The 25,082-nt window shown below is 34.3% G+C and carries 24 protein-coding genes and 2 tRNA genes; 16 read left to right on the forward strand and 10 right to left on the reverse strand.

All coding sequences use genetic code 11. The annotated features are described in order from the left end of the window. The first annotated feature begins 570 nt into the window (after positions 1–570). The 4 genes from thrS to rplT all read left to right on the forward strand — a co-directional run bounded on the left by thrS (position 571) and on the right by rplT (position 3,847). Positions 571–2,517 (forward strand): threonine--tRNA ligase, encoded by a 1,947-nt coding sequence (gene thrS, locus ES765_RS19345; protein ID WP_138115991.1) that lies wholly within the window; start codon positions 571–573, stop codon positions 2,515–2,517. A 23-nt stretch (positions 2,518–2,540) separates the two neighbouring features. Then, positions 2,541–3,098 (forward strand): translation initiation factor IF-3, encoded by a 558-nt coding sequence (gene infC / locus ES765_RS19350; protein WP_079511057.1) that lies wholly within the window; start codon positions 2,541–2,543, stop codon positions 3,096–3,098. A gap of 109 nt (positions 3,099–3,207) precedes the next feature. Further along, complete coding sequence (gene rpmI, locus ES765_RS19355; protein WP_138115992.1) at positions 3,208–3,405, forward strand: 50S ribosomal protein L35; 198 nt, start codon at positions 3,208–3,210, stop codon at positions 3,403–3,405. 97 nt (positions 3,406–3,502) lie between these two features. Further along, positions 3,503–3,847 (forward strand): 50S ribosomal protein L20, encoded by a 345-nt coding sequence (rplT, locus tag ES765_RS19360; protein ID WP_073247486.1) that lies wholly within the window; start codon positions 3,503–3,505, stop codon positions 3,845–3,847. 350 nt (positions 3,848–4,197) lie between these two features. Here the strand turns inward: rplT and ES765_RS19370 are convergent, their stop codons facing one another. Next, positions 4,198–4,620, reverse strand: a complete 423-nt coding sequence (locus tag ES765_RS19370) for a secondary thiamine-phosphate synthase enzyme YjbQ (protein WP_138115993.1) — start codon at positions 4,618–4,620, stop codon at positions 4,198–4,200. A 92-nt stretch (positions 4,621–4,712) separates the two neighbouring features. On the opposite strand from ES765_RS19370, the gene ES765_RS19375 reads away from it, so the two are divergent. Further along, the gene (locus ES765_RS19375) at positions 4,713–5,507 is read left to right on the forward strand and encodes an HAD family hydrolase (protein ID WP_138115994.1); all 795 of its coding nucleotides are present in this window, start codon (positions 4,713–4,715) and stop codon (positions 5,505–5,507) included. Between the two features lie 75 nt (positions 5,508–5,582). Here ES765_RS19375 and ES765_RS19380 read toward each other — a convergent pair whose 3' ends face one another. Then, positions 5,583–6,539, reverse strand: coding sequence for a helix-turn-helix domain-containing protein (locus ES765_RS19380; RefSeq protein WP_171017379.1), 957 nt, complete (start codon positions 6,537–6,539; stop codon positions 5,583–5,585). A gap of 162 nt (positions 6,540–6,701) precedes the next feature. On the opposite strand from ES765_RS19380, the gene ES765_RS19385 reads away from it, so the two are divergent. Both ES765_RS19385 and ES765_RS19390 read left to right on the forward strand, forming a co-directional pair. Further along, positions 6,702–9,119, forward strand: coding sequence for a TonB-dependent receptor (locus ES765_RS19385; RefSeq protein WP_138115996.1), 2,418 nt, complete (start codon positions 6,702–6,704; stop codon positions 9,117–9,119). A 21-nt stretch (positions 9,120–9,140) separates the two neighbouring features. After that, a complete protein-coding gene (locus ES765_RS19390; RefSeq protein ID WP_138115997.1) occupies positions 9,141–10,493 on the forward strand; it encodes a hypothetical protein in 1,353 nt (450 codons plus the stop codon). Between the two features lie 114 nt (positions 10,494–10,607). Here ES765_RS19390 and ES765_RS19395 read toward each other — a convergent pair whose 3' ends face one another. From ES765_RS19395 to tgt, 6 genes are all read right to left on the reverse strand, one after another. Continuing rightward, positions 10,608–11,870: an asparagine synthetase B gene (locus ES765_RS19395; protein ID WP_138115998.1), complete on the reverse strand. Its 1,263-nt coding sequence runs from the start codon at positions 11,868–11,870 to the stop codon at positions 10,608–10,610. Between the two features lie 174 nt (positions 11,871–12,044). Continuing rightward, entirely contained in the window at positions 12,045–13,595 is a 1,551-nt protein-coding gene (gene dnaB / locus ES765_RS19400) for a replicative DNA helicase (RefSeq protein ID WP_138115999.1), read from the reverse strand. A 167-nt stretch (positions 13,596–13,762) separates the two neighbouring features. Then, positions 13,763–14,716 (reverse strand): acetyl-CoA carboxylase carboxyltransferase subunit alpha, encoded by a 954-nt coding sequence (locus tag ES765_RS19405; protein WP_138116000.1) that lies wholly within the window; start codon positions 14,714–14,716, stop codon positions 13,763–13,765. A 49-nt stretch (positions 14,717–14,765) separates the two neighbouring features. Next, entirely contained in the window at positions 14,766–15,665 is a 900-nt protein-coding gene (locus ES765_RS19410; protein WP_138116001.1) for a DMT family transporter, read from the reverse strand. Beyond that, positions 15,652–16,734, reverse strand: coding sequence for an LptF/LptG family permease (locus tag ES765_RS19415; RefSeq protein ID WP_138116002.1), 1,083 nt, complete (start codon positions 16,732–16,734; stop codon positions 15,652–15,654). The genes ES765_RS19410 and ES765_RS19415 overlap by 14 nt, the downstream gene beginning before the upstream one ends. After that, positions 16,734–17,864, reverse strand: a complete 1,131-nt coding sequence (gene tgt, locus ES765_RS19420; protein ID WP_138116003.1) for a tRNA guanosine(34) transglycosylase Tgt — start codon at positions 17,862–17,864, stop codon at positions 16,734–16,736. The genes ES765_RS19415 and tgt overlap by 1 nt, the downstream gene beginning before the upstream one ends. Positions 17,865–18,102: 238 nt before the next feature. On the opposite strand from tgt, the gene ES765_RS19425 reads away from it, so the two are divergent. Beyond that, complete coding sequence (locus ES765_RS19425) at positions 18,103–18,693, forward strand: outer membrane beta-barrel protein (RefSeq protein ID WP_138116004.1); 591 nt, start codon at positions 18,103–18,105, stop codon at positions 18,691–18,693. Positions 18,694–18,766: 73 nt separating this feature from the next. Here ES765_RS19425 and ES765_RS19430 read toward each other — a convergent pair whose 3' ends face one another. Further along, positions 18,767–19,723 (reverse strand): FKBP-type peptidyl-prolyl cis-trans isomerase, encoded by a 957-nt coding sequence (locus tag ES765_RS19430; RefSeq protein WP_138116005.1) that lies wholly within the window; start codon positions 19,721–19,723, stop codon positions 18,767–18,769. Positions 19,724–19,800: 77 nt separating this feature from the next. Between ES765_RS19430 and ES765_RS19435 the strand changes: the two genes are divergently transcribed. Together ES765_RS19435 and ES765_RS19440 are read left to right on the forward strand one after the other, a co-directional pair. After that, complete coding sequence (locus ES765_RS19435; RefSeq protein ID WP_138116006.1) at positions 19,801–20,229, forward strand: RNA-binding S4 domain-containing protein; 429 nt, start codon at positions 19,801–19,803, stop codon at positions 20,227–20,229. Positions 20,230–20,278: 49 nt separating this feature from the next. Beyond that, positions 20,279–20,776, forward strand: a complete 498-nt coding sequence (locus ES765_RS19440; RefSeq protein ID WP_138116007.1) for a phosphoribosyltransferase family protein — start codon at positions 20,279–20,281, stop codon at positions 20,774–20,776. Here the strand turns inward: ES765_RS19440 and ES765_RS19445 are convergent. Next, positions 20,768–21,292: a shikimate kinase gene (locus tag ES765_RS19445; RefSeq protein WP_317131438.1), complete on the reverse strand. Its 525-nt coding sequence runs from the start codon at positions 21,290–21,292 to the stop codon at positions 20,768–20,770. The genes ES765_RS19440 and ES765_RS19445 overlap by 9 nt on opposite strands. 129 nt (positions 21,293–21,421) lie before the next feature. Between ES765_RS19445 and ES765_RS19450 the strand changes: the two genes are divergently transcribed. From ES765_RS19450 to ES765_RS19475, 6 genes are all read left to right on the forward strand, one after another. After that, positions 21,422–21,497, forward strand: a tRNA-Lys gene (locus ES765_RS19450). 93 nt (positions 21,498–21,590) lie between these two features. Continuing rightward, a tRNA-Lys gene (locus ES765_RS19455) sits at positions 21,591–21,663 on the forward strand. Positions 21,664–22,126: 463 nt separating this feature from the next. Continuing rightward, positions 22,127–22,612 (forward strand): GbsR/MarR family transcriptional regulator, encoded by a 486-nt coding sequence (locus ES765_RS19460; protein ID WP_138116008.1) that lies wholly within the window; start codon positions 22,127–22,129, stop codon positions 22,610–22,612. Positions 22,613–22,725: 113 nt separating this feature from the next. Continuing rightward, a complete protein-coding gene (locus ES765_RS19465; RefSeq protein ID WP_138116009.1) occupies positions 22,726–23,574 on the forward strand; it encodes an META domain-containing protein in 849 nt (282 codons plus the stop codon). Positions 23,575–23,592: 18 nt separating this feature from the next. Next, positions 23,593–24,219: an HdeD family acid-resistance protein gene (locus ES765_RS19470; protein WP_138116010.1), complete on the forward strand. Its 627-nt coding sequence runs from the start codon at positions 23,593–23,595 to the stop codon at positions 24,217–24,219. Continuing rightward, a complete protein-coding gene (locus ES765_RS19475) occupies positions 24,207–24,563 on the forward strand; it encodes a hypothetical protein (protein WP_138116011.1) in 357 nt (118 codons plus the stop codon). Before ES765_RS19470 ends, ES765_RS19475 begins: the two co-directional genes overlap by 13 nt. Positions 24,564–25,082: the final 519 nt, after the last annotated feature.

A 25,082-nucleotide genomic window follows, 5' to 3' on the forward strand; every position in this document is an offset into this window, starting at 1 on the left:
ATACCTACATCCTTTAAAATCAAATGATTACATGTTTAAAAACTACAAGAACCCTAGTAATATTCATAGTATCAATACTTTATAGACAACACCCATACAACTAAGAGAAGAAATTCCACACTAGACCTCATATAAAATGAACACTACCGTATCTAATCACCCATATATAATGAATTGAAATACAGTAGACAACCCACATTCATTTATATACCTTTATATGGGTAACGAGAAAACTAACTTCAAAAGTGTAAGCCAAGGTACATTCATATAGAATTCAAAAGCAATCGACCACTTATGTATTCTATTTCACGATTACCCGTTACGAAAGAATAGCACTACGTTATGATGAATCTAAACACAACCTAAAATGCTTCTCTATTTATAGACCTATATAAGGACATGAACACCCATATTAGCAACACAAACTAAGTCTCCTAAATAAATAATCAAAGAAGCAATAGACATCTAGTCCATTCTACTGCTTGCTATGATGGTCCAAAACATAACACTATACTATTGCGGACATGAATACAACATGGTATCTTTGGCTCCCGATAAGATTTACACGATATGATCAAAATTACATTACCCGATGGTTCGATTAAGGAATTTGAGAAAGGCACTACTCCTATGGAAGTTGCAAAAAGCATTAGTGAGGGTTTTGCCCGTAATGTTATTTCTGCAAAATTCAACAAAACAACTATTGAGACTGTTACTCCTTTAGAAACTGATGGTAGTTTGGTACTTTATACATGGAATGACAAAGAAGGCAAAACAGCCTTTTGGCATTCTACTTCACATATTGTAGCTCAAGCCATAGAAGAACTTTATCCAGGCGTTAAACTTACGATTGGCCCTGCGATAGATTCAGGTTTCTATTATGATGTTGAACTCCCTGATGGTTCTATTTCTGATAAAGATTTTCCTACAATTGAAAAGAAGGCTATAGAAATAGCTAGAGGAAAACATAATTATAAGCTAAGGGATGTAACTAAAGCTGATGCACTAAAATTTTACAAAGACCAAGGCAATGAATATAAAGTAGAGTTAATAGAAAACCTTGAAGATGGCACAATTACATTTTGTGACCATGACACCTTTACAGACCTTTGCCGTGGAGGCCATATACCTAATACCGGAATCGTTAAGGCAATAAAGATATTAAGTGTTGCAGGTGCATACTGGCGAGGAAATGAAAACAATGCACAACTAACCCGTGTGTACGGTATTTCATTTCCAAAACAAAAAGAACTAACAGAGTATCTTGAACTTTTAGAAGAAGCAAAAAAACGTGATCATAGAAAACTTGGTAAGGAATTAGAACTCTTTACTTTTTCTCAAAAAGTAGGACAAGGTTTACCACTTTGGCTACCTAAAGGAGCAGCACTTAGAGAACGATTAGAGCAATTTCTAAAAAAAGCACAAAAGAAAGCTGGTTATGAAATGGTGATAACACCTCATATCGGACAGAAGGAATTGTATGTTACCTCTGGACATTATGAAAAGTATGGTGCAGATAGTTTTCAACCCATTCACACACCAAAAGAGGACGAGGAATTTTTATTAAAACCTATGAATTGTCCTCATCACTGTGAAATTTATAATGCAAAACCGTATAGCTATCGTGAACTACCTAAACGTTTTGCAGAGTTTGGAACAGTATATCGATATGAGCAAAGTGGTGAGCTACATGGACTGACTAGAGTACGAGGTTTTACTCAAGATGATGCGCACATATTTTGCACACCAGACCAACTAGATGAAGAGTTTAAAAACGTAATTGACTTATCGTTATATGTATTAAGTTCGTTAGGTTTCGATAATTTTACAGCGCAAGTTTCTGTTCGCGATTTAGATAATCCAGAAAAATATATAGGTACTGTAGAGAATTGGGAAAAAGCTGAGCAAGCTATTATTAATGCTGCGGAAGAAAAAGGATTAGATTACGCTATAGAAAGTGGAGAAGCCGCATTTTATGGACCTAAACTGGATTTCATGGTGAAGGACGCTCTTGGAAGACAATGGCAACTGGGAACCATACAGGTAGATTATAATTTACCAGAACGATTCGACCTAAACTATAAAGGTAGCGACAACCAACTCCATAGACCTGTTATGATACACCGTGCTCCCTTCGGAAGCATGGAACGTTTTATAGCCTTATTATTGGAACATACCGGTGGTAATTTCCCATTATGGCTAACGCCAGAGCAAGCCATAATTCTTCCGGTTAGTGAGAAACATGAAAAATATGCTGAAAAAGTTTTAAAATCCCTAGAAAATAACGAAATTCGCGCCCTTATCGATAGTAGAAACGAGACTGTCGGCAAAAAAATACGTGAAGCAGAAATGAACAAAATACCGTTCATGCTAATCGTAGGGGAAAGCGACGAAGCTGCTAACACTATTTCTGTGCGCAAACATGGAGGTGAAGATTTAGGAGCGATAAGCGTTACAACGTTTACAGACTTGGTTAACAAAGAAATAAATAGTACCTTAAAATCGTTTAAAGAATAAAGTTTAACTCAAAATATTAAGTCATAGCAATACGTAAAAGATTTAGACCACAACCTAGAAGGGAAAATAAGAATCCCCATAATATCAATGAAAAGATAACAGCCCCAAATGTTAGGTTGGTAGGTGACAATGTTGAAGTAGGTGTATATCCTTTTCCTCAGGCTCTTGAGAAAGCAGAAGAATTAGGTTTGGATTTGGTGGAGATTTCCCCAAAGGCTGACCCTCCTGTTTGTAAAATAATGGAGTATAAAAAGTTTTTATACGAACAGAAGAAAAGGGACAAAGCTATGAAAGCGAAAGCTTCCAAAGTAGTTGTCAAGGAAATTAGGTTTGGACCTAATACCGATGATCATGATTATGATTTTAAAAAGAAACATGCTGAAAAGTTCCTTCAGGAGGGAGCAAAATTAAAAGCATATGTATTTTTCAAAGGGCGATCAATAGTTTATAAAGATCAAGGAGAGATTTTATTATTAAAATTAGCTTCAGAATTAGAGGAATTAGGAAAAGTAGAACAAATGCCTAAGTTGGAAGGAAAACGGATGACCATGTTCATTGCGCCAAAGACGAAAGGGAAATAATGACGTAGCTTCGTTCAGCGAACGATTCGTTTTATAAAATACTAAACGCTGCTTACCATTTTGAGCGGCGTTTAGCATGCAAAGTGAGATAATTAAATAAATTAGGAAAATGCCTAAACAGAAAACAAAATCCAGTGCCAAAAAACGATTTAAGCTTACCGGAACTGGTAAAATCAAAAGAAAGCACGCTTTTAAGAGTCACATCTTGACGAAAAAATCTAAAAAGCGTAAGCTGAGATTAACACATGATGGTTTAGTTCATCAAGCAGATGTTAACAGTATTAAAGAACAGTTACGTTTAAAGTAACCAATTCTTTAAAAGGTAAAATTATTAACCATGGAGTTAGGCCATAAAAGTTCCATAAATTATAAATAGGACGCCTACTACAAAAAATTAGAAAAAAATGCCAAGATCAGTAAATGCAGTAGCTTCCAGAGCCAGAAGAAAAAAGGTAATGAAGCAAGCTAAAGGTTACTTTGGAAGACGTAAAAACGTTTGGACAGTAGCAAAAAACGCGGTTGAAAAAGCAATGTTATATGCTTACAGAGACCGTAGAAATAAGAAAAGAACTTTCCGTTCATTATGGATTACCCGTATTAACGCAGGTGCTAGACAACACGGAATGTCCTACTCTCAATTTATGGGAAAAGTAAAAGCTAAAAATATAGAACTGAATAGAAAAGTTCTTGCTGATTTAGCGATGAACCATCCAGATGCCTTTAAGGCGGTTGTAGACCAGGTAAAATAAATCAATAACAATCTCACTTTTGAAAAATCCGATTCGTACGAATCGGATTTTTTAATTTTAGCTATTGCCGCTTTAAATTCTTCCCAATCAATACGTGCGTCACCATTCCTATCATAGCCTTCTATGAGCTTATATAATACAATACCTCTGATAAAACCACCCATCTCCGCTTCCTTCAATAATTTCATAATCTCTGATTTTGTCAGCTTTTAATCATAATCTTCATCAAAGAAATTAAATGCCTATTGTGGCGTATCAAAGTGATTGGTATTTAGAATTTGAATCTTATTTAAAATGGATTCCTCTGTTATCATTATAGTATTTAAGTTTTACCTTAATTTAATGAAAAATCACATTCCCCATACCGTCAATACCAAGCTTCTGCCTGAAGCATAATTTCTATGTTCACAGAGGTATACTCCCTGCCATATTCCAATATTTAATTTGCCGTTTGTAATGGGCAGTTGAACACTAGCCCCCATTAAAGATGCCTTAATATGCGCAGGCATATCATCAGACCCTTCATAATCATGTTTGTAATAGGGTGCATTTTCTGGCACTACTATATTCATATGTGATTCAAAGTCCTCCCTAACCGTTGAATCTGCGTTTTCATTAATAGTTAAACTTGCCGATGTATGCTTTATAAATACTTGCAGAAAACCTTGCTGAACTTCACTAATTTCAGGAGTTGATTTTAAAATAGTATTTGTGATTATATGATAACCTCTTTTATAAGGTTGCAAGGTTAGTTCTTTTTGAAATAATTTCATTTTATTACTTATATTAATTAAAGGTAAAACTTTAGCATTTACTAGAATAATTAAAGCACATTGGAATACCTTTGACAACCTAAATGAAGACTATGGATTTATCTAAAATAAAAATGGTGGTTACGGATATGGACGGAACTTTACTAAACTCCAACCATGAAGTAAGCGATGGTTTTTTTGAGCTTTTCGAAGAGTTAAAAAAGCGCAATATTCTTTTTGTTGCCGCAAGTGGTAGACAATATAATAGTATTATTGACAAACTACACCCAATCAAAGACGACATCATCGTTATTGCAGAGAATGGTGGTTTTGCAATGAAACAGAAAACTGAAATTTTAGCTACACCACTTGACAGGCAGCATGTAGGAGAAATTCTAAAAACTTTAAATGAAATTCCAAATATTCATCCTGTTTTATGTGGAAAACACAAAGCATATTTAACAGGTAAGTCTACTAAGTTTGCTGAAAAATTAAGTGAATATTACACTGAATTTAAAATTTTGGATAGTCTAAATGACTTCGATTCTGAGGTTATTAAAATTGCCATCTATCATTTTGAAAGTTCAGAACAATTTATTTATCCGTTTGTAAAACAATTTGAAAACCGCTTAAAGGTTAAGGTATCAGGTGAGAATTGGTTAGATATTTCAAATATGAATGCACACAAAGGGTATGCTCTAGATAAGCTTATGAAAAGCTATAATCTTAAATCAGATGAAGTAATAGTTTTTGGTGATTACAATAATGATCTAGAAATGCTTGCTTTATCAGATTATGGTTTCGCAATGGATAATGCACATCCTAATGTAAAAAAAGTAGCTAAGTATCGTACGTTAAGTAATGATGAAAATGGTGTAGAACACATTCTAAAATTACTTATCAAATAGCGAAAAATACAATCACCTCCCTTTAGATTTAAAAAGTAACATACCTAAGAGCTATTTTGGTATTAGAAACACCTTTTATTGAATAGTGGGTTTTAATTCACTTGGTAAATAACCCATGGTTCTTTTAAAAGCTGTGGTAAAATGCTGAGGATTTGCATAACCTACTTCGAAGGCAGCGTGCGCTATAGATGCTCCATCTTGTGTGATTAAATTTTTAGAAACTTCCATTCTCAAAGCAGTTATATATTTGAAAACAGGCATACCATATACCTTCTTAAAATCTCTTTTTAGTTTAGTCGCATTAAATCCGGCAATTTCGGCAAGATCTAAAATCTTAAGTGGTTCCTTTAAATTTTTTCGAATATAAGCCTCAACCTTAACCAGTGCCAAATAATCTGAATTCAGCAATTTAATGTTGTTTTTAGAAATTTTAGATGTTTGTCTTCCCATTAAAAAATCAATAACCAACACGGTCAATTTACTTTCCAAATATCTTTTTCTTATCTCACCTTTATATGGACACTGAATTATCTCATTAATTTTACTACGTATTTGAGGTGGTATAAACTTACTTTTATCCCACAACACAAAAGAAGTAGAATTTGAAATAGCATCCTGCAACTTACCGAATGAGCCTTTGAATTCAATACCCAAGAGCTTTTGTAATAAAGAAGGTTTAACGTATATCTCAAATACTTTGGTGTTTTCTTTAAAAAAGATATCTCTCCCCTCAGTAGTTGGATAGTAAAACATGTTACAGTGGTTCTCAGGTATTTGAACCAAATATTTTATATGACTCAAAGGCTGATAACAATACTTACCCTCTAAAGAAAAGTGAAGTTTTATAAGGTGTTCATCACTTGTAACACTTATCTCAGAATCAAATTCAAAGGAAACTTTTGTCGAAGAGAAGTTCAGCCCCCCTATATAAGCTATACCATCTTTAGTGTTTATCTCAACGTTATTAAATTGTAGTGCGTTGTCGATATATGCATCTGTAAACAGTTTCTCCACAAATATTTCTCTCCGCAATATCTTCCGATTATCATCACTTTCCTCACGTATTATCATTACTTCCTTATGCGTATATAAAAATTCCTTTCACGGTACTTCGTCGTACAATCCTGTTTTAGATTTGCAAATATATTTATTTAGACTAAATCTTAATAAAGATAACTAGCTTTTTTTAATCAAATGAAAAACTTACTTACGGCCTTGTTACTCATAATTTTCTTATCTGCCCAAGGCCAAGAAGCTTTCGGCATAATATCGGGCATGGTAAGTGATGCTTCAGGAAAACCTTTGCCTTATACAAGCGTTTTGTTAGAAGGCCTAAAACTTGGCGTTCTAACTGACGATTATGGGGCATACACCATTGGCAAAGTTCCTCTAGGCAAGCAGAAAGTCATAGTTTCTTATATCGGTTTCAGCACACGTTCAAAGAACTTTGAAGTGAGCATAAGCGCAAGTGACATCGAAATTAATTTTACATTACTAGAAAACGTAGAGAACTTAGATGAAGTAATGGTCAATGGTAAGACCAAGGAGACAGAACTTGAGACCGCAGGCTTTGCCGTAAATGCCATAAAAACAGAAGAAGCTAGCCTTAGAAATATTCAAACAAACGAATTGTTAAATAGCACAGTTGGTGTGAAAATTCGTCAAAATGGAGGCTTAGGTTCTGACGTTACGTATAGCCTAAATGGATTGTCGGGAAACTCAGTTCGAATTTTCATAGACGGAATTCCCATCTCTACGTATGGTTCATCATTTAATCTAAATAGTATTCCGCCTTCAATGATTAAGAATATTGAGGTTTATAAAGGTGTAGTTCCAGGGCATTTGGCAGACGATGCTTTAGGAGGGGCTATTAATATTGTACTTCATAAAGATGTAAAAACTAATTTTAATGCTTCAGTTTCTTACGGTTCTTTCAACACCTTACAAACAAGTGTTAATGGCTTATATCGCTTTAAAGAATCTGGGTTTACCGTAAAGGCATCCCTTTTTCATAACTATTCTGATAATGATTATACCGTTTCAGGCAGAAGTGTTGTGGTTACTGGTCTAGGAGGCGTACAAACACCAATTACAGCAAAAAGGTTTAACGATGCTTATAGATCTACAGGTGGAATGGCAAAAATTGGATATACCGATGTAAAATGGGCCGATCAATTTTTCATAGGCATTACAGGTTCTGATGATTACAAAGAAGTTCAACACGGGGCTTTTATGACCATTACTCCGTATAAGGATAGGTTTTTGGAATCGGATGCACTGTTGGCAAGCCTTAACTATCAAAAGAAAAATATTTTCACAAAAGGACTCGATGTAAATATTAATGGCTTGTATGGTAAAAGAAATCGTGCTGTTAATGATACCGTTGCATGGGCTTATAGTTGGAATGGAGAACGAGCTATTGATTTTAGAGGAGATGAATATCAGTATACTTGGGGCTCTCAACAAGAAGGAGGCCCTACTCTAGCGAAAATCAAAAGAAAAGTAGCATCAATTAGAACAGGTGTTTCTTATGCTATCAATGACCAACATAAAGTTTTGTTGAACCATGTATATAGCTGTATTGACAGGAAAGATAGTGATGCCTTGCGGTCTGTATTAGAAAATACATTTCAAGGAACAAGAGATTTGCATAAAAACATATATGCAGTAACCTATGAATTAACGGCTTTTGAAGAAAAACTAAAAGCTAGCTTATTTGGTAAACATTACCAGCAAAAGACGATAAGTAATGATCCTACAATAGAGACTGACACTAACGGTAACGATGTGGTAGTTGATGAAATTATCAGCAGTAATAAAAAATATAACGGATATGGCTTTGCTGCATCTTATACTATTTCGCCAAATATTACACTATTAACCTCTGCAGAAAAAGCCATAAGACTACCAAACGAAACAGAAGTATTTGGTAATGACGGGGACAACGTAGTAGCAAATTCTAGTATTGGTCCTGAAAGCAGTAACAACTATAACTTAGGGTTTCGATTTGGTACGTTTAACATCAAAAAGCATGAATTCACTATTTCAACAAATGTTTTTACACGAAACATTAAAGATAGAATTGGTTTGCCTATTGAAACATCACTAAATATTGATGATGAATTAATAGTATATGTAAATCAAGGTAGTGGAACATCTAAAGGAATTGATGCTCAATTAAATTACACGTATAAAAACAATTTCGGTCTGAACTTTAATGTTTCTCGTTTCGATTTAAAAATTATAAATCAAGGAATTGAAATAGACGTTCCTAACACTCCATTTTTCACCATGAATGGTGGTTTGCGCTACTCCTTTAAAGATTTAATTCAAAAAAAATCGCAATTAAATCTATTCTACAATATCTATTTCACTAATGAATTTTCATACTTAACATCTCAAGGAACTAACATTGTAGGGAGTGAGTTTTTTGAAGTACCTCAACAATTAGCACAAGATTTTGGGCTTAGTTACGCATTCCCAAACAACAAGTTTGTGATGAGTTTTGACATCAAGAATATATTCAATGAACCTGTATATGATAATTTATCTGTACAAAAACCAGGACGAGCTTTTTACCTAAAACTGAATTACACAATTAATAAATTTTAATTTTTTTAAATAGAATCTAATATGAAACGTACCTTTTTGAATTTTAAAACAACGGCTGTCATTTTACTAACAGCTGGTCTAATGACCGCTTGCAGCAACGATGATACCATAGATAGCGATAGTAAAACAGATACTGATACTGAAAAAGAAGTAGAAACTAGATGGATTACTGTTGCCGCAGCTAAAATGGGAGATAACCCAGGGGACGGAAACGGAGGAACACTAATTTATTCTGTAAACAGTGCCGATGCCAAAGACCCAACAGTATCTATTGAACCTTTTGAAAACGGCTTTATAGCGCCTTCAAACAGAACAGCTAGATTACAGTCTTCTGAAGATGGTAACACTATATTTAATATTAGTTATGCTGGGGATACTGGTGGTAACTATACTAAGTATACTGTAGAAGGTGGACAAACCTTTACACCTACTGGTTCTGCACTAAGTATAGCTCCTTATGTTGGAACTGCTCCAAGATGGATAAAATTATTTGATGGAGATAATACAGGAGCTGCTGTATATGTGTCAACAGAAAATGAGTTTGATGAAAATAACAATTATACACGTACAGAAGCTACCATTGGTGTGGTGACTTTAGATTTAGTAAATTCTTCAATAAAAAACTTTCAAGAGCATAGTGTGCCTTTAAGTGCTGAAGAAGAAGCAAACGGTTATTATTTCTCTAGAATTGATATGCCTACTTTAAATGCTGCAGGAGATAAATTATATATTGGTGGTCGTTTAAGTAAGGTTGATCCTGCTACAGCAGAAAGAGATAGAGATGGCGAAATTTTAGGTTCTAAAACTATTGTATTAGATTATCCTTCTTTATTAAACCCAACAGTAATTACCTCTACTACAGGACACGGAAACACAAATGGATACCGTAGTATTAATTCATTCGAATACAACGGAAGTGTTTATCAAGCAAACCAAAGTGACCCAGAAGGTTCTCATATTTTAAAAATTAATGCAGACAACGAATATGACAGTTCTTATGTATTCAATTTAGACGATGCGTTAGGTATTGAAGAAGCTTACATTCTTGCTTGGAGACCCGCACCAAACGGTAAAGCCGTAATAGCTTACCGTCATGCAGCATCTGCAGAAGGTGTAGCTGGTGCTCAAGGATTTTTTGCTCTTGTTGATTTAAACGCTAAAACGGCACAAAAAATTGATACTATTCCTTATAATCCAGATTTCTACTTATTCCAATACCAAGGATTTGTAGTTCATGGAACAGAAATATATGTAACCCAAGCACCTGTAGGACAAAACGGAAACATTTACGTTATAGATACAGAAACAGGGGAAGTAACCAAAGGTGCTGAGTTAGTGAACGTAGCTGGAAGCCACTTTATAGGTGCATTTTAAAACAATAGAAGTTACTCCTTATACTGTTTACTAAGAAATACCTCTTCTAAAGACCGTTGTCAAAACTTTTGTTGTGACAACGGTTTTTTATTTATAGTTAAATAAGTAAACTACTTAAGTCTTTTGCTTCTTTTTCCTAGCGGCCGGAAACAATACGTTATTCAAAATCAACCGATAACCTGGAGAAGTAGGATGCAGCTCAAGCTCCGTTTTTGGGTCCCCTACCCTATGCTGATAATCCTCTGGGTCATGCCCACCGTAAAAGGTAAAGAATCCCTTCCCCTTTATACCATGTATATAACGTGCCTCCTCATTAATTTTATTTTCTCCCAAAACCAAAACCGTCGGTTTTATTTCTGACCTTGTAAATGAAGTAGTCTGCCCCATAAAACCTTTCACCAAAGAAGTATGGTTCTGACATAACATTGTTGGCACAGGATCCCATTTAGCAGAAAAATCCATCAAAGAAAAATAATCTGATTCCTTTGGAACGTTTCCTCTCTTCGAAGTCATATCAATAGAGGAAAACTCATATTTTAATGGATTTCTTTCCAATATAAAATCTGTAAATGCAAAGGTCTTTCCAAAATCCAAATTCGCTTGGTAATTAGGATCCGAAGCATCACCGTCAAACATTGGTTCTACAATATCTACACCATCTGCAGCCAAAGCGATATCAAAACTATCTGTTGCTGAACACATAGCAAACATAAACCCTCCACCTATTACATAATTTCTAATTTTAAGTGCTACAGCCCTTTTTTCATCAGACACTTTATCAAACCCTAACTTTTTAGCCAGCTTTTCTGCATTCTTCTTTCCTTCAATATACCATGGTGTAGCCCTGTATGCCCCATAAAATTTTCCGTACTGACCCGTAAAATCTTCATGATGTAAATGCAACCAATCATACATAGCTAATTTATCCCCCAAGACCTCTTCGTCATAAATGGTCGTGTATGGAATTTCCGCATAGGTCAATGCCATTGTAACCGCATCATCCCAAGGTTGGTTATCCTTTGGGGAGTATACTGCAATTCTTGGCGCTTTCTCAAGAATTACGGCATCTTGATTTTTAGACGGACTACTTATTCCATCCAATATTCCATTTGCTTGCGCATCTGATAAAATTTCAAAACTCACTCCTCTAATCTGACATTCTTTCCGTATACTTTCTCCATCCGGCACCAAAAAAGCCCCCCCCCGGTAATTTAATAACCACTGTACTTTTTGCTGTTTGGCCAAAAGCCAATAGGTTATTCCGTATGCCTTTAAATGATTTTTTTGCGTGTCTGAATCCATTGGAATTAAAATAGAGGATGCAAAGATTTGTGCAGAAAATAAAACAAAGAAAAGGTAGGTAATAATTTTAAGCATATGATAGATTTCAAGTCATCAACTCAAAGATATAGTAAAAACTTTGGTGCGTTATTTAAGTCATTGTTAAAGCTATTAAAAAGTAGGTAACGTGTTTAAAAGCGTAACGATTGCTATAAACCATAAAAAAATCTCCTTATAGGAGACTTTTTTAAAATAAAATTCCTTCCTTCTTTAAAAAGGCACATCATTATCCTCCTCCAAATCTGGACTATTATTCATACTACTACCAAAAGCATCATCTGCACTTGGTAAATTTTTAGTGGTAAATGGGTTCTCTTCGTTTGCATTCATTTTTGACTGAAATTCAAATGGAGAATCAAAATCGTCTAAGTTATCGAACTTACCTTGGTTACCGATAAACTTCAATCGAATGTTCTCTAGACCACCATTTCTATGCTTTGCTACAATAAATTCTGCTTGGCCTTGAGTAGGTGTGTGTTCCTCGTCATCCCATTCGTCAATTTTATAATATTCAGGTCTATATATAAAGGATACAATATCTGCATCTTGCTCAATCGCTCCAGATTCCCTCAAATCGGATAGAATAGGTCGTTTACTACCTCCACGGGTTTCAACGGCACGCGATAACTGTGATAATGCAATAACGGGCACAGCTAATTCCTTGGCCAATGCTTTTAAGTTTCTAGAAATGGTCGAAATTTCTTGTTCCCTATTCCCACCTTTTTGACTACCACCTGCAGTCATCAGCTGTAAGTAATCAATCATAATCATCTTAATACCGTGTTGGGATGCAAGTCTTCTTGCTTTTGCACGTAAATCAAATATAGAAAGTGATGGCGTGTCATCAATAAATAAGGGGGCTTTCTCTAAAGATTTCACCTTTACGTTCAATTGCTCCCATTCGTGTTTTTCAAGTTTACCCGTTCTTAACTTCTCAGAAGATAAACCAGTTTCTGAAGAAATCAATCTCGTAATTAATTGAACAGATGACATCTCTAAAGAAAAGAATGCTACCGGTATATTTGAATTTACCGCCATGTTTCTAGCCATAGATAATGTTAAAGCTGTTTTACCCATACCAGGTCTTGCAGCTACAATGATTAAATCACTTGGCTGCCAACCAGATGTCAGCTTATCTACCTTATCAAAACCTGAAGGAACACCACTCATTCCTTCTTTACCTGCAATTTCTTCAATTCGTTTTTTGGCCTGGATAACCAAGTCTTGTGCTGTCTCTGCAGATCTTTTTAAATTTCCTTGGGTAACATCATATAGTTTAGACTCAGCAGCATCTAATAAACTAAAAACATCAGTGCTTTCATCGTAAGCTTCTTCTATGATTTCACCGGATATTTTAATCAAACTACGTTGAATATATTTTTGAAGTATGATACGTGCATGAAACTCAATATGAGCAGATGAAGCCACTTTTTGAGTCAATTTTATCAAATAAAAATCACCTCCACTTGCCTCTAATTTACCGGTTTTCTTTAATTGAGAGGAAACGGTTAATAAATCGACTGGTTGGGACTCTTCGAACAAAATAAAAATTGCCTCGTAGATAAATCTATGGGCATCCTTATAAAAAACATCTGGATGTAAAATATCAATTACCTCATCCACACCTTTTTTATCTATCATCATCGCCCCCAGCACAACCTCTTCTAAATCAACAGCTTGTGGTGGTATCTTACCTCTTTCAAGGTTTATAATAGTAGATTTATCAATCTTTCGACCGACAAAAGGTTTAGTGTTCTCCATAGTACGAAAGTATACAATTAACCCTTAGTTAACCTTAAAAACATCGATTTCAATGTTCACAGTTGACTAACAATTACCTGTTAATAAATTACAAATTTCTGTTGATAACATAAAAAAACCGAGGAATAAAATCCTCGGTATATTTTTGAAGCTACCAAAATTGCATATTAGTCATTGAAAACACCCATCTGAGCATATTTTTCCATGCGCTGATTTACAAGCTCTTTTGGTGATAACTTTTGTAAATCCTCAAAATTAGATACAATTTTATTTTTAACGATTTCGAATGTTTTTTTTCGGTTGGTATGTGCACCACCTGCAGGTTCCCTTACGATTTCATCGATAAGCTTTAACTTTTTCATATCTGTAGCAGTTAATTTAAGGGCTTCTGCAGCTCTTTCCTTATACTCCCAACTTCTCCATAAGATAGATGAACAAGATTCTGGAGAAATAACAGAGTACCATGTATTCTCTAACATAAGTACTTTATCGCCTACTCCTATTCCTAATGCACCACCTGAAGCCCCTTCACCAATTATTACAACAATAATGGGAACTTTAAGACGTGTCATTTCTAAAATATTACGAGCAATAGCTTCTCCCTGACCACGTTCTTCAGCTTCAATACCTGGGTAAGCACCCGGCGTATCGATTAAACAAACAACAGGGACCTGAAATTTCTCGGCAGACTTCATAAGTCTTAATGCCTTTCTATACCCTTCTGGATTGGCCATGCCAAAATTTCTATATTGCCTAGTCTTGGTATTGTAGCCTTTTTGCTGACCAATAAACATGTAACTCTGATCACCAATTTTACCTAAACCACCAATCATGGCTTTGTCATCTTTAACCGTACGATCACCATGAAGCTCTAAAAAAGTATCACCACATATTGCTTTTATATAATCTAAGGTATACGGTCTATTTGGGTGTCTCGAAAGCTGTACTCGCTGCCAAGCAGTAAGATTTTTGTAGATGTCCTTTCTGGTATCTGCAAGTTTTTTCTCTATTTGTTTACAGGTTTCCGTAACGTCTACATCACTTTCCTCACCAATAATCATGCACTTGTCTAATTGCTCTTCCAATTCTTTAATGGGAAGTTCAAAATCCAAATATTCCATATTTCAATAAAGTTTCATTAGTTGCAGGCCAAAGATAAAACTTTAATACCTAAATCTTGGGTCCCCTTTTTTTAATATTTAACCTTTGTTTTAAAATTCCGTTAGCGATAACTGTTGAAAGTATAATTAAGGCTCCCACATAGAACATAGGTTTCATTTTTTCTTCTGACCCAAATATAAACCAAGCTAAGAGTATACCGTAAACAGGTTCTAGATTAGTTGTTAGCATTACTGTATATGGAGTTAACACACGCATGATTTTAACCGATGCAATAAAGGCATATGCGGTACAAATAAGGGAAAGAATGAGTAGATATACCCAGTCCATATTAGGAAGTATTATCAATGATATACTCCATTCACCTTTTATAATCAATATAATACTCAAAAATACTACCCCTAATCCTAGTTCATAAAATGATATGATAGAAGGTCTATGCTCCTCTACTAGTTTTCCATTAATTAATGAAAACACAGCCGCTAAGAATGCAGAAATCAAAGCTATTACCATACCAAAAACATACGCTGTTTCTACCTTAAAGATTAAATAAAGACCAACGATAACTAAAAAACCAAAGAAAATCTCATAGGCAATAATTTTACGTCCATACCAAAATGGTTCCATTAGAGCTGTAAAAAACGCTCCTGTAGACATCATTGCTAAAGCTACCGAGACCGTAGAAACTTTAATTGCTAAAAAGAAAGTGACCCAATGAAGCGCAACTACAATACCACCTCCTAAAAGCCATAAAAAAGACTTTTTGGAAACCTCAAGGCTAAATTTTGACATGTAAATATAGATCGATATAAATAGTGTAGCCAAACCCATCCGTAGCCAAACCAAGGGCAAGGATTCTATGGTTATCAACTTCCCTAAAATAGCGGTAAAGCCCCAAATAAAAACAATAAAATGTAAGTGCAGTAAATTGAGTATTCTATCTTTTGGCATTTTGAAGTAGGTAAAATGCTAAACATCCAAAAACTACATTTGGTATAATCACAGCCAATATAGGCGAAAATCCAGACTGCTCAGCTAAGGTTCCAAAAACCTTGTCGAAAAAGATAAAAACAAATGCGACCAAAATACCAAAGGCTAAATTCACCCCCATTCCTCCTCTTCTTTTCACCGAAGAAACTGAGACAGCAATTAAGGTCAAGATAAAGGCGGTAAGCGGTAATGCCCAACGTTTATATTTTACCAAAATATAGGTATTGATATTAGAAGCACCCTTCCTTTTTTGGTCCTTAATAAAGGTGTCAAGCTCAAACAAGTTTTTTGTTTCGGCTACATAAGAGACCGGCGTAAGATCACCTATATCAAAAGCAAAAATAGTATCAAGTCTACGCTTACTTTCTATTATTGCCGTATCATCTACGACCGTACGTTTTTTATAAGACGTCAATCTGTAATTTGAATCTTTCTCTACCCAGCGAATGTTTGCAGCAGATATCTTGAAGTCCAATTCATTGTTCTCATCAAACCGTTCAAAAGTAAAATTATGGCCTAATTCTCTTGCAGGGTCAAAACTACTCACATAAATAAAATCTGTTTCATTGAGCTGATTAAAAATATTATTAGTTTCCCTATCTTGTTTTCCCTTTTTCAAGTATTTAAACTTGAATTCATTGAAACCTACGCTTGCGTTGGGTACAATGAACATGGTCATGAAAAACATTATAATAGCTATTAACGTAGCACCTATTATATAAGGTCTTAAAAATCGCCCGTAAGAAACACCTGAACTTAATATGGCTACAATTTCAGTATTGTTGGCCAATTTAGATGTAAAGAATATTACGGAAAGGAAAAGAAAAATCGGAAACAATAGATTTCCTATATAAATCGTGAAATTTACGTAATACATTACTATTTCATTTAACGGTGCCTCATTGTCAATCATCTTGCCAATCTGCTCGGCCAAGTTCACCATAATTCCTATGGGAATGAATAGCAGTAGCATTAACGAAAATGTCGCCAGATACCGTTTTAGTATGTATTTATCTATTATCGAAAGCATTAGAGCCTTTTGTCCATTTGTTTAACCATGACATCCTTCCATTGTCTAAAATCACCTGCTAAAATATGCTTTCTGGCTTCCCGAACAAGCCACATATAAAATCCTAAGTTATGAATTGTAGCTATTTGTTTGCCCAAATATTCATTAGCGGCAAACAAATGTCTTAGATACGCTTTAGAATACTCACGATCTACAAAAGTAGACCCCATTTCATCTAATTGCGAAAAATCATCTTCCCACTTTTTATTTTTAATATTTATGGTTCCATGAGCGGTAAACAACATACCATTTCTAGCATTTCTAGTAGGCATCACGCAATCAAACATATCGATACCTAATGCAATATTTTCCAATATATTAATAGGCGTTCCTACTCCCATAAGGTACCTCGGTTTATCTTCAGGTAAAATTTCACAAACCACCTCGGTCATACCATACATTTCCTCAGCGGGCTCACCAACCGATAGTCCGCCTATAGCATTACCCTGTGCACCCGCATTAGCAATATACTCTGCAGATTGCCTTCTTAAATCTTTATATGTTGACCCCTGTACAATAGGAAAAAAAGTTTGCTCAAAATCATATGCAAAAGGTGTCTTCTCTAAATGATTTATACAACGATCCAACCACCTATGGGTCATCTTCATTGACCTTTTTGCATAGTTATACTCACATGGATAAGGTGTACATTCATCAAAAGCCATAATGATATCTGCACCGATAACTCGTTGAATCTCCATTACATTCTCTGGTGTGAACATGTGTGTAGAACCGTCTATATGCGATTTAAACTTCACCCCTTCTTCTTTTATCTTTCTATTAGCAGATAAAGAATACACCTGATACCCCCCACTATCGGTTAGAAGATTACGGTCCCATCCCATAAATTTATGAAGGCCACCTGCTTTTTTAAGTATCTCGGTTTTGGGTCGTAGAAAGAGATGGTATGTATTACCAAGAATAATGTCTGGGTTTATTTCTTCTCTCAATTCTTTCTGATGCACTCCTTTTACAGAGGCAACTGTGCCCACAGGCATAAAAATTGGTGTTTCAATAATGCCATGATCCGTCACTATTGTACCTGCCCTTGCTTTTGACTGTAGGTCTGTTTTGTGTAATGTAAACTTCAAATCGTATAAATCTAGTTGCAAATATAATGAACTGTTTGTGTGAAAAACTTAATAAAAACCAAAGATGTTAATGAACTAATCAAACCTAAAGAGTCATAGAAGTAACTCAATAAAATGAAGATTGTTCCAAAAACCAACTTAAACAATAAAGGAACATACCTTACGTTTTGATGGTATAACGAGAAAAGGAACAGTTGGTATTGTTATTGCAACTTGTTCTAATTTAAACAAAACAATTATGAAAAAAATAATTTTAGTGGCCTTTATGGCACTCTCTGGACTATATAGTATAGCACAGGGCGATTCCGGTTTTGGAATAAAAGGAGGATTAAACTATAGCGCTAATGGTGATTACTTTGAGTCAGCAGGTGATATAGCCAGAAACCCTAATCGTAATGTTGGGTATCATTTAGGTGTATTTGGGAAAATTGGCGCTTCAAGTGTGTACTTGAGACCAGAATTAGTTTATACCAAAACAAAATCTGACTACAATGGTGATGATTTTGATATGAGCAAGTTAGACGTGCCTGTACTCTTAGGTATAAAAGTAATTGGTCCGTTACACCTTTTTGCAGGACCTGCTTTTCAATATATTTTAAAAACGGAGTTTGATGGTATTACCATAGATGATGTTGAAAATGATTTTTCAGTAGGAATGAATATTGGTGCAGCCGTAAATTTTGGCAAACTTGGAGTTGATTTACGCTATGAACGTGGCTTTAGCGATAATGATGCATCGTTTATCAACACCAGTATCACTACTGTCGGACCAAGTAGAATAGACACAAGGCCTGATCAACTGATTTTAAGTTTGTCATTGACACTTTAGAAAACCTTATAGAAAGTAAAAACCTCCTAAGAAATGTTCTTAGGAGGTTTTTTATGCTGTAAATGAATTATTATTATAAATCGTTATCCAAATGGTCTGGAATGCCATCGCCATCGGTGTCTTTAAAACCGACGAAATTACCTTCAGCATCCAATTCTATTTCGTCTATGGTTAGAATACCATCATTGTCATCGTCCGTATCATTAAAATTCGGCAAGTAAACACTAAGCCCTTCTGCCTCATTATCAGTGTTATCGTCATTTAAATTTCCATTATTATTTAAATCTTCTAGGATGGATGGAATACCATCGCCATCAAAATCTGAGTCTGGCTCATAATCAAAAGCATCAATTTTAAAAACCAATGGAGTATAGGCTGGAATAGAAGCATTTGATGAACTATCAAAATATCCTAAACCAGAAGGAATAAAAATCGCTCCAATTCCAAAATCTTCATAGCTAACCGTACCATCCGAATTATCCATAGGACCTACTCCTGTTTGAAAATTTTTCACCCCATTTCCAAATCCCCTAACAACCGATGAAAGATTGAAACGTACAGGTTGGCTGGAAGATGCATCGAACAAGGTATTATTTAACAATGAACCTTCATACCTAAGAATCGAAAAATCACCAATGGTCGGTTTACCTTGCTCAACACCTTGTCTAACCACTAAAGTGTATAACTTATGATTTATTACTTCACCATCAGTCCTACCAAAACTTGACGACTCAACAGAAATTGTTTCTGTAATTAAAAGAGGACTATCAAAAATAGATTGCTTCGAACTATTGGCACCAGCGATGGTATCGAATTTTATTTTTAAATCGAATCCTTCAGATACTGCATCAAATTCTTCTTTATTATAAAAATGCGTTTTCAGAAATTCTATAATCTCAGCATCATTCTCAGTAGCGACTTCACTTAGTAATTGTGGTGGTATAACTTCACCTGGAGAATCTTCATCCTTTTTACAAGAACTTATTATAATTAACCCCGCTATTAATAAATAGGCATATTTCAATTTCATCAATAATCTAATTTAAGCGCGCAAGATACAATTTTCCCCTATTTTTGTTGGGAAGTTAACAAAGAATTGTACCAGTAATGCGCATAGATAAATTCTTGTGGAGCACACGATATTTTAAGACCAGAAACATTGCATCAACGGCATGTAAAAAAGGACACGCTAAAATTAATGGACAAACCGCCAAACCTGGCAGGGAGGTTTTCCCTTTGGATGAAATCATCATTCGTAAGAATCAGATTGATTACAAGTTCACTGTACTTGACGTTCCAACAGGTCGTGTTGGTGCGAAATTAGTAGATATTTACCGTAAGGATACTACACCTAAAGAAGCATTTGAACATAATGCGCTTTTGCAGTATTCAAAAGATTATTATCGTAAAAAAGGAATGGGGAGACCTACTAAAAAAGATAGGCGTGAAATCGACGAATTTTTAGAAACCCCATCGAAGAAAGTAGATATAGATACATCAGAACATTCAAATTCTTCTAAAGATGAAGATGAATAACCTATACTTTTAAAAACAATACTATCTTTAGTATTTATAGATTAAATACATGGAACATACCATACTATCACACGTACAGATTAAACATAAAATAGAACGCATTGCTTATCAAATTTATGAGGCGAACGTGTTTGAAGAGGAAATAATAATAGCGGGTATAGAGGGTGGAGGTATTAATTTTGCTAAGAAAATAGTGGCTACACTTAAAAAAATCACCGAATCCAAAATTACACTATGTAAAGTGATGATGGATAAAAGAAACCCCTTAAAAAGTGGTGTATCAACTTCAATGGAAGAAAAGGAGTTCATAAACAAATCAGTCGTTATTGTAGATGATGTATTAAACTCCGGCACAACCCTAATTTATGGAGTACATCACTTTCTTAAAACCCCATTAAAGCAGTTAAAAACAGCTGTCTTGGTGAATAGAAACCATAAAAAATATCCCGTTAAGGCAGATTATAAAGGAATTTCGCTATCCACATCATTACAAGAACATGTAAACGTTCGTTTTGAAAAACAAAATGATTGCGTTTATTTAGACTAATGAATTAACAATAGCCTCGGCTATTTCAATTGGTGTGTTTTGATTGCTTTTTACTTTATGATGCGCTTTGTTGTAAAAGAAACTGCGCTCAAATAAATGCTTACCAATAAATTCTGGCATTTCATCATCATGCAAATGTGCTATAATTGGTCTATGACTTTTTTCTACTATTAAACGCTTTGAAAGTTCAGGTATACCAACATTTATATAAAAGGAATTGTCTGTGTTTTTATTAACTAGATCCATATTATCACCAAAACAAGGAGTACCACCACCCAAAGAAAGAACAAAGTTGGTTTCTTTTAAGAAAATTTGAGAAAGATAATCATGCTCTTTTTTTCTGAAATAGACCTCGCCCTTTTCTTTAAAAATTGAACCTATAGACATTTTTTCTTCGTGCTCTATATAAGAATCTAAATCTAAAAATTTAATTTTCAAATGGTTAGCCACAATTCTACCAATCGTAGTTTTACCACTTCCCATATAACCCAACAATATTATTTTCACATTATCCATTTCCACAAAATTGAACTAAAATAAACGGATTTCAAAAAAAAATAAATTTATCTTAAAAAGGGTTTGGAAAATAAAGTAATCGACTTATATTTGCACCCGCATTGAAGGAAATACTTCTGATATGTTTTTGACCTGGTAGCTCAGTTGGTAGAGCATCTCCCTTTTAAGGAGAGGGTCCCGGGTTCGAGCCCCGGCCAGGTCACCAATAAATAATAGCCTCTTCAAAAAAGAGGCTTTTTTATTTAAACATGTGAGCTGATTTGGTTTAATAGAATACGCATAAGTTCTTTATATTTTTGACCTGGTAGCTCAGTTGGTAGAGCATCTCCCTTTTAAGGAGAGGGTCCCGGGTTCGAGCCCCGGCCAGGTCACTTAATCAGATACTCTCTGAGACCTAAACCTCGCTAATCATTTGATTAGCGAGGTTTTTTTGTTTTTGGGATATTATAAAATTTGAAATGATTTGGTTTTAAAAAGAATCTTAGTAGGCATCTGATTTCAGCACACGTGATGACAAATAATTTTTACTGTAGTAAATTTACATCTTGAGGCCACTTTGGTTGATACCCTTTATTTCGCCCACGATGATTGTTCCACTTTTTGAGACCAACATATCATATTGAGTACTTAATGATTAAAATTACTTATTAAAAAGAGTTTTAAAGTAGTACAAATCAATCTCAAAATACAGTCACTAATAGAATTAAGGATTTGATTTGATAAATATATTTTTGAATAGAAATTACGTATGTTATTCATGTAAAACAAAAGGATTAAATTTGGTTCGATTATGTACGAACCAAATACATACATATACCATTTAAGTTTAAAAAAATGTCACAAAAAAGAGAACAAGAGCAGCTCATAGAGAAAATAGGCATTGGTGTTGAAGAACATTTAAACCTTTCTCCTCTAGCATCTAGAATATATGCATTACTCATTCTCTCCTCTTATGAAGGCCTTACTTTTGAAGAAATTCGAGAAGTAATTCAAGCTAGCAAAAGTTCAACTTCTGTAAATACCAATGTGCTTACACAACTGGGCTATATATCATTTTACACCAAACCCGGTGATCGAAAACGATATTTCAAACTGGCCAAATATTCCTCTTTAATTGAACTTGAAGCTTATCATCAATCAATCGATATCGAAATGGATATTGTGAAGGAAATTAATGCTTATAATAAAAATTATCATCCTGAAAAGTTTACGAACGAGGAATCCTTAGGTAATGTCTTTCAAGAGTATCTGAAAGAAAAACAACAACTAGTTGAACGCACTATTACCAAATTAAGAAAGTTTCGCAACAGCGAAAAGTAATTCCTCTTCATTATTAATATTCTGAAAATCAAACTTTAACACTTTTTTAGTTTCAATTAGTTCGTATTGTTACGAACTAATGATAATTTTGTATAAAATTAAAATAAACTATCATGAATATAAAGTTAACACTACTGACAATATTAGGTTTAGTTGTAGTCGGGTGCAATTCAAATAAAAAAACAAATTCTCCAACTACAGATAACCATCATGAAAAAACTATGGAAAAGAAGGAATCGGCCGATAAGAATACTATAGAAAATTCGAAGTGGGTTTTGACTACTCTAGAAGGACAAGACATGTATGATAGAGAACAGAATGAGCAAATCATTTACTTCACCTTAAATTCAGAAGAGAATAGTATTAATGGAAATTCAGGCTGCAACACCTTTATGGGGACTTATAAATCAGATGAAGGAAATCGCATTTCATTCTCGCAATTAGCGTCAACACGAATGATGTGTCCTGATGCTAAAATAAATGAGTCCCATATTTTAAAGGTTTTTGAACTTACAGATAACTTCACCATTCAAAATGGTGTACTATCATTAAACGTTGGTAGTGGAGCTCCTTTCGCAACTTTCAAGAAAGCAGCAATTGAAAACTTAATTGTGGAAAAATATTGGAAATTGAAAACACTAGAAGGCAAAGACATATCTATGGTGGATAACCAAGTAAGAGAAATCTACTTCACGTTAAAATCTCAAGACAATACTGTAACTGGTTTTGCTGGATGTAACACATTAGGTGGAGAATTTACTTTAGAAGAAGGAAACAGAATCCATTTCTCAAATATGCTTACAACATTAAGAGTATGTCCAGATGTAGCTATTAACGAATCTGAATTTTTAAAAGTTTTTGAATTAGCAGATAATTATACCATTAATAATGATGTATTGTCATTAAATGTTGGTAGAAGAGCACCTTTAGCAGTTTTCGAGGCAGTTTATATGAAATTATAATTTTTAAAATTTTTTATTATGGAAGCATCATTCTTAAAATCTATTAAGCATTGGTACATACCTTTATTAGTAGGTTTATTTTTTGTAATTGTTAGTATTGTTGCATTTACATCACCACAAAGTTCGTTACTAACTCTATCTTTTTTATTTGCACTATCCTTTTTATTTGGAGGACTATCAGAAATTATTTTTTCTATAGTCAATAGAAAACAAATGGAAAACTGGGAATGGTCACTTGCTTTCGGAATTATCACTTTTATTGTTGGTTTTTCATTAGTAATTCACCCAGCACTTTCACTTAGCATATTGGCTTTCTATATTGGTTTTGTTATTCTTTTTCGTTCTGTTGCAGCTATAAGTTTTGCTTTAGATGTTAAAAAATACGGAAGTAAAAATTGGGGAGGTTTATTAGCTCTTGGTATTTTAGGAACACTATTTTCATTCATATTAATTTGGAATCCTGTTTTTGCAGGAATGAGTATTGTAGTCTTGATTGCTTTAAGTTTTCTGTTTGCCGGTTTATTTAATATTGCCTTAGCTCTTCAGCTTAGAAAATTACACAAATCCTCTAAAAAGGTTTCAACAAAATTAAAAGAACGCTATGATGATCTTATGGAAGAGATTCGTGAAGAATGGAACGATTAAATTATGGATACAAAAAAAATAAATTAATAAAAAGAGTTATAATTACAGCCACAAGTAACGGAATTATTAATGGCGTAATTCAATATTTTCTATTGAAAGACAAAGGATCTATTGCCATTTCAGTTAATTCTATTTCAAATACTGAAGAAACAGTTTTAGGTACTGCCGTAGTACTCGCCATTACATTTTCTATGATATTGACTGTGATTGCCTACTTCGGAATTAAAGAGAAGAAAGTGAAATTCTTTCCAAATGCATTTTGGCTAACCATTAAACATGGGTTTTCACTTTTGGTATTCTTACGTCCCTTGCTGTGCTATAGCAACGCTATATGGGAACTATAGAAGTTTCTCTTATCACGGCACTTATAACTATAGGTGTCATATCAGGTATAGTTTCGGGTATAGTAAATTACCTAACCTTAAAAGGGGCTATAATAGATGATTCTAAAAATTAAATTTCAATTAAAAGAAAACTAACTAATGAAAAATTATGTGTACTTCATAATTATTGTAATATTTCTTTCAAGTTGTAAAAAAAATAATACTTCAAAAGTAACGACATCTAATTTAGAGGCTGTGTAGGCTTCCCCATAAGTAGGACAGTTAATAATTCAAATTTACTAACAATCCTGTCCTAAACGTTTTCAAGAATGAATAACTTTACTGTTTTCATTGACCTAAAGCTACCGTTTTGGTTTTTTTCAGAATAGAACCCCCTGTACGATATTTTGTTTAGGCGGCGGATGGTCTTGAAAAGGGTGGTCGAGCCATTTTTGGAGGTCTACCTTAACAAAAAGGTTGAGTCTTATAAAAGCGACCAGATTTGATAAGTACCATTTGTATTTTGCCATAGCTTTCAGT

The organism is Maribacter sp. ACAM166, from assembly GCF_005771495.1.
Lineage (GTDB): Bacteria > Bacteroidota > Bacteroidia > Flavobacteriales > Flavobacteriaceae > Maribacter.

Excerpts from the sequence above, each read along its gene's own strand:
- thrS (WP_138115991.1), top strand. The coding sequence starts at position 571 with ATGATCAAAATTACATTACCCGATGGTTCGATTAAGGAATTTGAGAAA.
- rpmI (WP_138115992.1), top strand. The coding sequence starts at position 3,208 with ATGCCTAAACAGAAAACAAAATCCAGTGCCAAAAAACGATTTAAGCTT.
- rplT (WP_073247486.1), top strand. The coding sequence starts at position 3,503 with ATGCCAAGATCAGTAAATGCAGTAGCTTCCAGAGCCAGAAGAAAAAAG.
- ES765_RS19370 (WP_138115993.1), bottom strand. The coding sequence starts at position 4,620 with ATGAAATTATTTCAAAAAGAACTAACCTTGCAACCTTATAAAAGAGGT.
- ES765_RS19375 (WP_138115994.1), top strand. The coding sequence starts at position 4,713 with ATGGATTTATCTAAAATAAAAATGGTGGTTACGGATATGGACGGAACT.
- ES765_RS19385 (WP_138115996.1), top strand. The coding sequence starts at position 6,702 with ATGAAAAACTTACTTACGGCCTTGTTACTCATAATTTTCTTATCTGCC.
- ES765_RS19390 (WP_138115997.1), top strand. The coding sequence starts at position 9,141 with ATGAAACGTACCTTTTTGAATTTTAAAACAACGGCTGTCATTTTACTA.
- ES765_RS19395 (WP_138115998.1), bottom strand. The coding sequence starts at position 11,870 with ATGCTTAAAATTATTACCTACCTTTTCTTTGTTTTATTTTCTGCACAA.
- dnaB (WP_138115999.1), bottom strand. The coding sequence starts at position 13,595 with ATGGAGAACACTAAACCTTTTGTCGGTCGAAAGATTGATAAATCTACT.
- ES765_RS19405 (WP_138116000.1), bottom strand. The coding sequence starts at position 14,716 with ATGGAATATTTGGATTTTGAACTTCCCATTAAAGAATTGGAAGAGCAA.
- ES765_RS19410 (WP_138116001.1), bottom strand. The coding sequence starts at position 15,665 with ATGCCAAAAGATAGAATACTCAATTTACTGCACTTACATTTTATTGTT.
- ES765_RS19415 (WP_138116002.1), bottom strand. The coding sequence starts at position 16,734 with ATGCTTTCGATAATAGATAAATACATACTAAAACGGTATCTGGCGACA.
- ES765_RS19425 (WP_138116004.1), top strand. The coding sequence starts at position 18,103 with ATGAAAAAAATAATTTTAGTGGCCTTTATGGCACTCTCTGGACTATAT.
- ES765_RS19430 (WP_138116005.1), bottom strand. The coding sequence starts at position 19,723 with ATGAAATTGAAATATGCCTATTTATTAATAGCGGGGTTAATTATAATA.
- ES765_RS19435 (WP_138116006.1), top strand. The coding sequence starts at position 19,801 with ATGCGCATAGATAAATTCTTGTGGAGCACACGATATTTTAAGACCAGA.
- ES765_RS19440 (WP_138116007.1), top strand. The coding sequence starts at position 20,279 with ATGGAACATACCATACTATCACACGTACAGATTAAACATAAAATAGAA.
- ES765_RS19445 (WP_317131438.1), bottom strand. The coding sequence starts at position 21,292 with ATGGATAATGTGAAAATAATATTGTTGGGTTATATGGGAAGTGGTAAA.
- ES765_RS19460 (WP_138116008.1), top strand. The coding sequence starts at position 22,127 with ATGTCACAAAAAAGAGAACAAGAGCAGCTCATAGAGAAAATAGGCATT.
- ES765_RS19465 (WP_138116009.1), top strand. The coding sequence starts at position 22,726 with ATGAATATAAAGTTAACACTACTGACAATATTAGGTTTAGTTGTAGTC.
- ES765_RS19470 (WP_138116010.1), top strand. The coding sequence starts at position 23,593 with ATGGAAGCATCATTCTTAAAATCTATTAAGCATTGGTACATACCTTTA.
- ES765_RS19475 (WP_138116011.1), top strand. The coding sequence starts at position 24,207 with ATGGAACGATTAAATTATGGATACAAAAAAAATAAATTAATAAAAAGA.